General features: G+C 62.8%; 11 protein-coding genes. 6 read left to right on the forward strand and 5 right to left on the reverse strand.

Translation table 11 applies throughout. The features are described 5' to 3' along the window. Nucleotides 1-5: 5 nt before the first annotated feature. Nucleotides 6-506, reverse strand: coding sequence for a hypothetical protein (locus WJ542_RS19895; RefSeq protein ID WP_411192501.1), 501 nt, complete (start codon nucleotides 504-506; stop codon nucleotides 6-8). A gap of 665 nt (nucleotides 507-1171) precedes the next feature. On the opposite strand from WJ542_RS19895, the gene WJ542_RS19900 reads away from it, so the two are divergent. From WJ542_RS19900 to WJ542_RS19910, 3 genes are all read left to right on the forward strand, one after another. Next, nucleotides 1172-2338 (forward strand): porin, encoded by a 1167-nt coding sequence (locus tag WJ542_RS19900; RefSeq protein ID WP_411191161.1) that lies wholly within the window; start codon nucleotides 1172-1174, stop codon nucleotides 2336-2338. A gap of 246 nt (nucleotides 2339-2584) precedes the next feature. Continuing rightward, nucleotides 2585-2941, forward strand: a complete 357-nt coding sequence (locus tag WJ542_RS19905) for a sugar ABC transporter ATPase (RefSeq protein ID WP_411191162.1) — start codon at nucleotides 2585-2587, stop codon at nucleotides 2939-2941. A 129-nt stretch (nucleotides 2942-3070) separates the two neighbouring features. Then, nucleotides 3071-3580: a metal-dependent hydrolase gene (locus WJ542_RS19910; RefSeq protein ID WP_411191163.1), complete on the forward strand. Its 510-nt coding sequence runs from the start codon at nucleotides 3071-3073 to the stop codon at nucleotides 3578-3580. A 55-nt stretch (nucleotides 3581-3635) separates the two neighbouring features. Here the strand turns inward: WJ542_RS19910 and amaB are convergent, their stop codons facing one another. After that, nucleotides 3636-5135, reverse strand: a complete 1500-nt coding sequence (gene amaB / locus WJ542_RS19915; RefSeq protein WP_411191164.1) for an L-piperidine-6-carboxylate dehydrogenase — start codon at nucleotides 5133-5135, stop codon at nucleotides 3636-3638. 395 nt (nucleotides 5136-5530) lie between these two features. Next, on the reverse strand, nucleotides 5531-5734 hold the full coding sequence (locus WJ542_RS19920) for a DUF6900 domain-containing protein (protein WP_411191165.1): 204 nt from the start codon (nucleotides 5732-5734) through the stop codon (nucleotides 5531-5533). Nucleotides 5735-6063: 329 nt separating this feature from the next. On the opposite strand from WJ542_RS19920, the gene WJ542_RS19925 reads away from it, so the two are divergent. Next, complete coding sequence (locus WJ542_RS19925) at nucleotides 6064-6732, forward strand: helix-turn-helix domain-containing protein (protein ID WP_411191166.1); 669 nt, start codon at nucleotides 6064-6066, stop codon at nucleotides 6730-6732. 16 nt (nucleotides 6733-6748) lie between these two features. On the opposite strand, the gene pcaQ is transcribed toward WJ542_RS19925, so the two are convergent. Then, nucleotides 6749-7786 carry a pca operon transcription factor PcaQ gene (pcaQ, locus tag WJ542_RS19930; protein ID WP_411191167.1) on the reverse strand — a complete coding sequence of 346 codons (1038 nt, stop codon included), beginning with the start codon at nucleotides 7784-7786 and terminating at the stop codon, nucleotides 6749-6751. 133 nt (nucleotides 7787-7919) lie between these two features. Here pcaQ and pcaH point away from each other — a divergent pair, with 133 nt between their 5' ends. Together pcaH and pcaG are read left to right on the forward strand one after the other, a co-directional pair. Next, on the forward strand, nucleotides 7920-8624 hold the full coding sequence (gene pcaH / locus WJ542_RS19935; protein ID WP_411191168.1) for a protocatechuate 3,4-dioxygenase subunit beta: 705 nt from the start codon (nucleotides 7920-7922) through the stop codon (nucleotides 8622-8624). A gap of 3 nt (nucleotides 8625-8627) precedes the next feature. Beyond that, a complete protein-coding gene (gene pcaG, locus WJ542_RS19940) occupies nucleotides 8628-9215 on the forward strand; it encodes a protocatechuate 3,4-dioxygenase subunit alpha (RefSeq protein ID WP_411191169.1) in 588 nt (195 codons plus the stop codon). 493 nt (nucleotides 9216-9708) lie between these two features. Here the strand turns inward: pcaG and WJ542_RS19945 are convergent, their stop codons facing one another. Next, nucleotides 9709-9939 carry an H-NS family nucleoid-associated regulatory protein gene (locus tag WJ542_RS19945; RefSeq protein WP_411191171.1) on the reverse strand — a complete coding sequence of 77 codons (231 nt, stop codon included), beginning with the start codon at nucleotides 9937-9939 and terminating at the stop codon, nucleotides 9709-9711. Nucleotides 9940-10144: the final 205 nt, after the last annotated feature.

Consider the following 10144-nt stretch of genomic DNA (forward strand, 5'->3'; position numbering starts at 1 on the left):
GGACATTAGCCGATCCGGTCGAAACCGCCTTCGGCCCACTCTTCGGCGCGCGACTTCGTGAGCTTGAACCCGGCAGCGACGCGTCGCTGCGCCAGTTGCTCGCCAAAGGCGTCGAGCGCGGTCAGTACCGCATAGGGCTCGTATTCGTCGGGCACGATCTCGAGGGTCACATCCACCTCGCCCTCTTCCACGCAGATGCTCACACGCTTGTGAAGCATGGCGTGCAACTGCTGCTCATGGCGGCGCAGCACTTCCGAAGCCGTCTTCACGAGCGTGTTGAACGCCGCCGTGTCAAGCGGCTTGGGATTCTTCTTGTCGCGCCCCATGGTCCACGGCCCGACCAGCGCCGGCTCCGCTTCTCCCGCCTTGATCATTTCGACCGCCCAGCCGTCGTCGTCCTCGTTCTTGATCACGCGCGCGGTCCAGCCATCCTTGCGCCACAGGCGCGGTTGCTCGCACACTTCGGCGTCGCCGATAACGTCGTCGTTAAGGGGGTTGGAACTCATTTCAGGCGAGGAATCGGTCATGGCGGGTTCGGTCTGGTTCTTCACAGCAGGCCCCTCCAGGGGCCAGAGCTGGATTTTACCCGCAAGAAAGCACCGGCCGGTCGATTGAAGTCGAGGCCATGCGCTGGATTAATCGCCTATTAATAATGTCTCGCGATCCGCCGTAACAATCTGTTTCATTTTCAATTGAACTAAAAATAGTTCAATATCGACAGGCAGAAAAAAGCGGCCACAGGCCGCCTGAAACAGATGAAAAAAGATCACCCCTGGTCAAGGGGCGGAACTATTTTACCGCCCGCCAGTCGGGGCTTCGAGCGCATAAGCTGGAATAGTTCATTTCGCAAAATGGCTTGAATCTCGGGGAAAATCGTGCCGTTATCCAGTGATGCAAATCGTATTAGAAGTCCCGAAACGTGGCACTCACGCAACAAAATAATTGTTGACACGAAATTTCCCGACTTATTCCCGAATAGAAAATCCCTTTATCCCCAGCGACTTACGCGCATTGATGCGATTCCTACAATATTGAGAAAGTATTGTTGCGCGAGTCGGCGCGAATGCTGGGGATTACCAGAATAAACTCTGCTCCGAATCGTTAGACCACGTGCCGTGCCCGCTTCTTTCGCGGCCGTGTGATTCCCAAGTACTGTTCGGAGTTAGAAAGCATGAAAAAAACCCTCATCCTCGCTGGCGTTCTCGGTGCATTTGCAATGAGCGCTCACGCGCAAAGCAGCGTCACCCTTTATGGTTCGCTCGACGCAGGTATCCTGTACGCCAACAATGCTGGCGGCCACAGCACGTGGAATCAAAGCAGCAGCGGCCTCTCGTACACCTATTTCGGCCTGAAGGGCTCTGAAGACCTCGGTGGCGGTCTGAAGGCGATCTTCAAGTTGGAAAGCGGCTTCGACATCAACAACGGCGGCCTCTACAACAGCAACAGCCTGTTCAACCGCCAAGCCTACGTCGGCCTGAAGAGCGACCAGTACGGCACGGTGACTCTCGGCCGTCAGTATGACTCCGTCGTCGACTACCTGTCGCCGCTGTCGGAAGCGGGCCAGGGCTACGGCAACAACCTCGCCGCTCACCCGTTCGACAACGACAACCTTGATCAGTCGTTCTCGATCAACAACGCAGTCAAGTTCCAGAGCGCGAACTACTCGGGCTTCCAGTTCGGCGGCCAGTACGGCTTCAGCAACCAGGCAGGCAACTTCGCGAACGGCCGCGCATGGAGCGTTGGCGCTTCGTACGGCAATGGCCCGCTGAACTTCGCGGCCGGCTACTCGCAACTGAACAACTCGGGCAGCCTGAACAACTCGACGGGCGCGGCGGCGGCTGCTAACGACACGAACATCGCGGCAGTTCTGCAGCGTACCTACGGCGCAGGCGTGAACTACACGTACGGCCCGGCACAAGTGGGCTTCGTGTACACGCATTCGCAGATCGACGGCATTGGCACCCTCCAGAGCGCCGGCGTTTCCGCTGGCGGCATGGGCGGTCTGAACCTGCACCTCGACAACTACGAACTCAACGGCGCGTACCACCTGACCCCGGCTCTCGCGCTCACGGGCTCGTACACGTTCACCGACGGCACCGTGACCGGCGCCGGCACGCAGTCGCCGAAGTGGCAAACCGTCGTACTGGGCACGGACTACTCGCTCAGCAAGCGTACCGACGTGTACCTGGCTGGCGTGTACCAGCATGCTTCGGGCTACCTGGGCATCGACCCCACCACGGGCGCCGCTGTTCAGAACGTCGCAGCGATCAACTCGCTGGCTCCGTCGTCGACGGCCAACCAGGTCGCCGCAACGGTCGGTCTGCGTCACCGCTTCTAATCGCCACGGCGATCAGGCAGACGGCGCGATCCGCCGTCTTGCCCACTCTTCACGCAACGCACATGCGGCACAACCGCATGTGCGTTTTTTTTCGAGCATGCCGCTTCCGGCGCACAGGCTTCCCGCCTGCCGCACATCCTGTTGCATCTTCTTACGTGCCGCACCGCGCAGCGTGCTTATACTGGTTCGCGCTCACCGCTGCCTACTCACCGCCTATTCGCCGCCTATTCGATCGATCTGCCGCCCATGAAACCCCTTCTTCGATGCCTGCTTGCCGCTTCGCCTCTCGTCCTGATCGCCGGCTGCGGATCGACGCCGCACCCGGGCGCCGCCGCGAACAGCGAGCAGATGATCTACGCCTCCTCGGCGCGTTCGCCCGAGTCGATCGCAAGCTGCCTTGAGGACCGGCTGCCGCGCGTCCATGAATCGACGAGCGGCAACGCGACCGAACTGAGCGTGGGCTCCGGTTCGGACGCATCGTACTTCGTGATGCTCACACCTTCGGGATATGGCTCGGTCATCAGCGTGACGCGCGGCGCCTCGTCGTCCGACGACCCGCCGGAACCCGAGTTGCGCTTCGACGTGGCGCGCTGCACGACCTGAGACACACACGCCCCGGCCCGGCGATCGTCTGGGCGCTTGCGCGCTGCCGCGTGGATCGTCGATTCCCCTGTCATAACAGCGCCGCATCTGAGAAGATGTGCGCCCTTTCGACTTCGCACACTCCGCTTCATGGCATCAGGCCCTGCACATCACGCGACCGGCTGGGCGGCCGGCGTCATCGCCACGGCCATGGTCACGCATCAGCACGCGGAGGGGCCCTGGCATCTCTATGCGGCGCTTGCCTTCATTGCCGGCGCGGCAGGCGGTTCCGCGCCGGACTGGCTGGAGGTCGCATGGTGGCGCAAGAAGCGCCAGCTCTGGATCACGCATCGCACGCTGACGCACTGGGGTATAGGCTGGATCGCGCTGCTCGTCTGGTCCTGGCAGAAGCTCGGCCATCTGCCCGCGGCTGCGCCGGTGTTCGGCTTTGCCTGCGGAGGCGTGATCCATCTGCTCGCGGACTGGCCCAATCCGCTCGGCGTGCCCTGGGTCATCCAGCGGCATTCCCTGAACTGGTGGAAGAGCGGTCGGTGCGATCTGATCGTGGTAGCCGCGTCATGGGTCGCAGCATGGTTCTTCGCCCTGCATGGGTGGCCGCACGGCTGGCCGACGGCCCCGCTGCGAAGGCTGGTGTCGTAAGCGTCGAGGCGCCGCGCTTTCACGCGACGCCGTTTTTCCAGAAGGAAACTGCGGGTCAATCGAGCCTGAAATCGATGCCCTGTGCCAGCGGCAGCGCCGACGAATAATTGACCGTATTCGTCGCGCGCCGCATATAGCCCTTCCACGCATCGGAACCCGACTCGCGGCCGCCGCCGGTTTCCTTCTCGCCGCCGAACGCACCACCTATCTCGGCGCCGCTCGGTCCGATATTCACGTTCGCGATTCCGCAATCGCTGCCGCAGGCCGAGACGAAACGCTCGGCTTCGCGCAGGTCGGTCGTGAACACGCACGACGACAGACCGTGCGATGCGCGATTGTTGGCCGCAATGGCTTCGTCGAAGTCGCGATACTTCATCACGTAGAGAATCGGCGCGAAGGTTTCCTGAAGCACGATATCGGTCTGCGCCGGCATCTCGACCAGCGCAGGCTCCACGTAATAGCCTTCCGCAAGGCCCGCCACGCTCACCCGGCCGCCGCCCGCCACCTTGCCGCCTTCGGCCCGCGCCCGCTGCAGCGCGTCCTGCATGCGCTCGAACGCCTGGCGATCGATCAGGGGTCCCATCAGCGTACGCGGCTCGAGTGGGTTTCCGATCGGAACCTTGCCGTAGAGCTGCTTGAGCCGGCTCACCGTGTCGTCATAGACGCTCTCATGCACGAAGAGACGCCGCAGCGAGGTGCACCGCTGCCCCGCGGTGCCCACTGCCGAAAACAGGATCGCGCGCAACGCGAGTTCGCGATCGGCGCTGGGCGTCACGATGCCTGCGTTATTGCCGCCAAGCTCGAGGATGGCACGGCCGAAACGCTGCGCCACGGCAACCCCGACGGCGCGCCCCATGTCCGTGCTGCCGGTAGCGCTGACAATGGCCGCGCGCGGATCGGCAACCAGTTGCGCCCCGACTTCGCGACCGCCGACGACGAGCGAAACGAGACCGTCCGGCGCATCGCCGAATTCGCGCAACACGTCGTCCATCAGGCGTTGCACGGCGAGCGCCGTGAGCGGTGTCTTCTCGGAAGGCTTCCAGATCACGGCGTCGCCGCAGACGAGCGCGAGCGCTGCGTTCCACGACCACACGGCGACCGGAAAATTGAAGGCGGAAATGATCGCGCACACGCCGGCCGGATGCCAGCTCTCCGCCATGCGGTGCCCCGGGCGCTCGGAGGCGATCGTCAGGCCGTAGAGCTGGCGGGAAAGACCGACTGCGAAATCGCAGATATCGATCATCTCCTGCACCTCGCCAAGCCCCTCCTGGAGGATTTTGCCGGCCTCCAGCGACACGAGACTGCCGAGCGCGTGCTTGTGCTTGCGCAACCGCTCGCCGAGCAGCCGGACCAGCTCGCCGCGGCGCGGCGCGGGGACGTCGCGCCAGGCGAGGAAAGCGCCGTGCGCACGAGCAAGCGTCGCGTCGACGTCGGCCGCCGCGTGGCTTGCCACCCTGCCGATCACTGCCCCGGAAATGGGCGACCGAACTTCGATATCGCCTGCGCCAGCGTGTTCGAGAATGCCGAGATCGGCAAGAATTCGTGATGCGTCCATAGCGAGCCCTTAATTTCCGATAAGAAACATATTCAGGTTCGCCGACTATACACGCGGGCCGACGAGGCGACAAGCCGGGTGACGCCCACCAGTCGCACGCGCAAGGCCATAGGGATCACGGCCAATGCAAGCTGGATAGACCACCGACAAGGCACGGTTTGACGGAAAGTTTCCTTTCAGAAATTCCCGGCGGAGATGCAATTCTGAAGCGAATGGCGGAGTGGAGCGCCGCACCGAAAATCGGGCGGCAAGAAACGATCGACGAAAGCCCCTGTTCGCACGTAATTCAATATGAAAACATATGCAAACATTCGATCAGGTTTCTAGACAAACGAACTAACCAAAGAGGCTATACCGCAGCAATAAAAATTACTCTCAATACCGGCTCAAGCCGATCAGACGCGCCGAACATTTTCCGCACGGCCCATGCGGTGCCCAAGGAGCAGCCCGGCGTCGTATGCCGACTCCAGTGCGCGTCCAAGGTCTTCGGCATTCACGACGTGGAAGTCCAGCGTCTGCTTGCCTGTCAACTCGAAGCTGTCGATGCCGAGCGTCCTGCGCGATATGGCTAATAACAATTCGAGGCGTTCGTCATTCATGATTCTCTCCCCATTTGATCTATATCATCCGGTATAAATCTTATAGTGATAACGCCGGCCACTAGCGCGGCGTCCGGACGCAGTTCGAAGAACTATTCAAAAATGGAAATCCGATGAAACTTCCTGAAGATAAATGAGAAATCCCGGGAAAGGTTTAAATACTGTTAATTAATATCGTCAATTATTGAAAAGCCTCGGCACTGATCGTTGGGTACGTTCATGTACCACGCCGGCAGAGACATCGGCCGAACGGCCGAGGTTTCCGGACATCGCGGGTTTGGTAATATCGGAAACCTATGCGCCGCCCTGGCGTTTCCGATGCGCTCCCCATGGATACCACGTTCAGCCCACCCGCCGGATCGACCGCCCCCGACCTCGGCCGCCGCGTACGCGCCGCCCGCCTCGCACACGACCTGACGCTCGATACCGCGAGCCGGCTGTGCGGCGTGTCGCGCTCGACACTCTCGAAGATCGAAAACGGCAACATGTCGCCCACTTTCGACGTTCTCCAGAAGATCGTCGTCGGGCTCAAGATCGACCTGGGCGAGTTGTTCGGCTCGGTGCCGAAGCTCAACGCAGGCGGCCGCCGGGCACTGACGCGGCGGGGCGCCGGGCAGCGGCACGCCTATCGCGGCTATCAGATGGAACTGCTCGCCACGGACCTGGCTCACAAGGTGATGCTGCCGTTTCGTATCCGCATCACCGCGCACTCGCTCGATGCCTTCGACGACTGGGGGCGCCACGAGGGCGAGGAGTTTCTCTACGTGATCAGCGGCAGCGTCTGCCTCTACTCGGAGCTGTACGCCCCCACCCATCTCGAAGCCGGCGACAGCCTCTACTTCGACAGCCGTACGGGTCACGCAGCCATCTCCACGAGCCAGGAAGACGCCGAAGTGCTCTGGATGGCCACCAGCGCCACCGCCCCCGGCGCGTCGGCACAGATTGCGCCACCGGCAAGAAAAGCGGCGCGCGGCCGGATCAAGCCCGCCGACGTCTGAGCACCGACGTCGCCGGTTAACGCGGGCGCGCGGGCGGACGAGCAGGCGAGCGAGCGCCCGGCGCCGCAGCCTTCGCCGCGCCACGTTTGCTTCGCCTGCGCCGTCCCTCCTGTTCATCCGCCGACCGCGCCGTGCGCTCGCGCGCGGCGCCCTTCACCGCCTCGATCAACGCACGCCCGGCCGGCGAAGGCTGCGCATCCGTGCGCAGGATCAGCCCGACCGGCTCCTCGCCGCCTCCGGACGGCAGCGGCAAACGCACGAGGGCGCCCTGCCGCAGGTCGTATTCGACCGCACCGGCGGGCACAAACCAGACCGCGTCGTTCTCGAGCGCGAGCGAGCGGCCCACCGACACCGAGAGCATTTCCACGAAGGCCGGCAAGGTCTGCGCGCCCCAGGCCGACAGAAGACTGTCCGCCGCCTGGCGGATCAGCGTGCCGAACGGCGGCAGCACGAGCGGATATTGCGCAAGCTGCGCGGGAAAACCGCCGCCTTGCGCGAGCGGATGCTCCGCGCGCACCACGACGGCGAGCGGCTCGTTGTAGAGCAGTTCGAAGCTCAGGCCGACCATGCGCTCGGGATCCGCGAGACGGCCGATCGCAAAGCTGATCGCGCCGGATTTCAGGCGCTCGAGCAGTTCCGCGTTGGCCGCCGTCGAAAGCCGTACGCTCACGCGCGGCCACTGCACGGCGAAGCGCCGCAATGCACCCGACAAAACATCGGTGGCCACGGTCGGCAGCACGCCCACGTCCAGCGTCGCCGCCACGGCGCCTTCATCGCGGGCGAGCAGTTCCACACCGTGGCGCAGCGCGCTCACGCACGCGCTCGCGTGCGGCATGAAGAGTTGCCCCTCGCGCGTCGGGATGGCGCCGTGCCGGCCGCGCTCGAAGAGCCGCACGCCCAGCACCGACTCCAGCTCGGCAATGGTCTTCGATACCGCGGGCTGCGTGATCGAGAGACTCTCCGCCGCCTGCTGCACGCTGCCGAACTGGGCGACCGCCAGAAAGCACTGGAGGTGCCGAAACTTGACGCGGGCGTCCGCGAGCCGGGTTTGCATAACGATCCGTTATACGAGATGCGAGAAAACATCATTTTGCATAACTTTCCCGATTGGATAAAGTCGTGACGTCTGCACGCATCATCTGCCCGGCGTGCGGCCCGCTTCCCCATAATCCTCAGAGGAGACACCCATGGACGAGTCCATCCTGTCGCCGCGCGACTTCGATTCGCACCCCGCGTACATCCATCCGGAATATCGTTCGTCGGTCAAGCGCGGACCGACGCGACCGCTAATTCCACTAAAGGAAAAATTGCGCGATCAGCGCGCGCCCGTCTACGGCGCGGAAGATCTCGGCCCGCTCGACCACGATCTCACCCGTAACGCGGCGCGCAACGGCGAACCGCTCGGCGAACGCATCATCGTGACGGGACGTGTACTCGACGTCGGCGGCAAGCCCGTGCGCAATACCCTGGTCGAAATCTGGCAGGCCAACGCCGCCGGCCGCTATGTCCACAAGCAGGACCAGCACGACGCGCCGCTCGACCCGAACTTCCTCGGCGCGGGCCGCTGCCTTACCGACAACGAAGGCCGCTACCGCTTCCTCACGATCAAGCCGGGCGCCTACCCCTGGGGCAATCATCCCAATGCGTGGCGGCCGAACCACATTCACTTCTCGCTGTTCGGCGATTACTTCGGCTCGCGCCTCGTCACGCAGATGTACTTTCCAGGTGATCCGCTGCTGGCCTACGACCCGATCTTCCAGGGCACGCCCGAGCAGGCGCGCGACCGCCTGATCTCGCGCTTCACGCTCGACGTCACCGAAGAGAACTATGCGCTCGGCTACGAGTTCGACATCGTGCTGCGCGGCCCCAATCAGACCCCCACGGAGCGTTGAACCATGGCACACAAGGAAACGCCCTCGCAGACCGTCGGCCCGTATTTCGCCTACGGCCTCTGCCCGCAGCAATACGACTTCGACTTGAAGAGTCTCTTCACCGCGGATCTCGTCGCGCCGGAAACGCGCGGCGAGCACATCACGCTGATCGGCAACGTGTACGACGGCGACGGCAACGCGGTCCACGACGCCATGCTGGAGTTCTCGCAGGTGGACGGAGACGGCGGCTACCCGGCCACGCGCGAAGATATCGCGCGGAGCGGCTTTCGCGGCTTCGCGCGCGTCGGCACCGGCACCGACGCCCAGAAGCGCTTCATCGTGCGAACCGTCAAGCCCGGTCGCGCCAACGCAGACGAGGCTCCGCATCTGGACGTCATCGTCACGATGCGCGGACTGCTGACCCACGCGTTCACGCGTATTTACTTCGACGACGAAGCCGCGGCGAACGCAAGCGATCCCGTCCTCGCATCAGTGCCCGAGTCGCGGCGCGCAACGCTGATCGCAAAGCGCAGCGAACAGGACGGCCGCGTGATCTATCGCTTCGATATCCGCATGCAGGGCGCGGACGAAACGGTGTTCTTCGACCTCTGACGCGGATCGTTCAGCAAACCTGTCGGACTTTCACGGTCCTTTCACGAACGGGCCCTATGATCCTGCCAGCGATTTGATCGCGGAACTCCGAGTAGTACTTCCGAAGCCTGCCGCAAACAGGCTTCTTTTTTTGGCGCGGAGCCGCGACTCCGCCGAACGAATCCGCCTGGCGGGCGTAATCAGGCCCGCTACCCGAATCGCCATTGCCGCCTCTTTGCCCGAAGCAGACCGAAAATGGCGACGATTGTCGCGCAACTGGCTCGTGCGTCCAATTGGTCAGGCGTAAAAACTACGTCATTAGAGAGTGCATTACCGGTCTAATAGAACAAAACAGATTTGTGCGACACGCAAATAATCCACAGCGTCGCCCGTAACACGCGCTTTAAACCCGACACTGAAGAAAATGCCGAAGCGGCCGACAAGCGACGGGAGTGATCCCTGTAATGCCGCTCGCCACGGGATGCCATACCGGCTTCACCCGGGCTTCGTACGATTAACAGCGAAAATGCTCGATATCCTGCCCTGCATGCATGTAACGCAAAAGCCAGGAGGGCATCTCGCCCTCGCCATTCCAGGTATTGCCATAGGCGTCGCGATACTTCGGCTGCTTTTCGCTTTCGGCAATAGACGTTTCAAGATCTTCGAGCGTAATGCCGTACTCTTCCATGCGGCGTCGAATCCACACGATGAGCCGTTCGCGCGCCTCTCCATCGAGGTCGAACATCGGATAATTCCTCTCGCTTCGTCAAGGGCCAGGCGCCGACTGAAATCGAATCGTCTGCCCTGAAAAGACAAAGGCTTCGCGACTGCGCTGCGAAGCCTTACTGCACTGATGAGGTGCCGCGGGTGTCGCACCCGTGGCCGGATCGGAGGGGATCTGCTGGTCCGCTGCTCCGCTCGCCAGAGCTGGACGCCGCAGATGGGCGACC

This window comes from Paraburkholderia yinzeri (assembly GCF_046581065.1).
Lineage (GTDB): Bacteria > Pseudomonadota > Gammaproteobacteria > Burkholderiales > Burkholderiaceae > Paraburkholderia.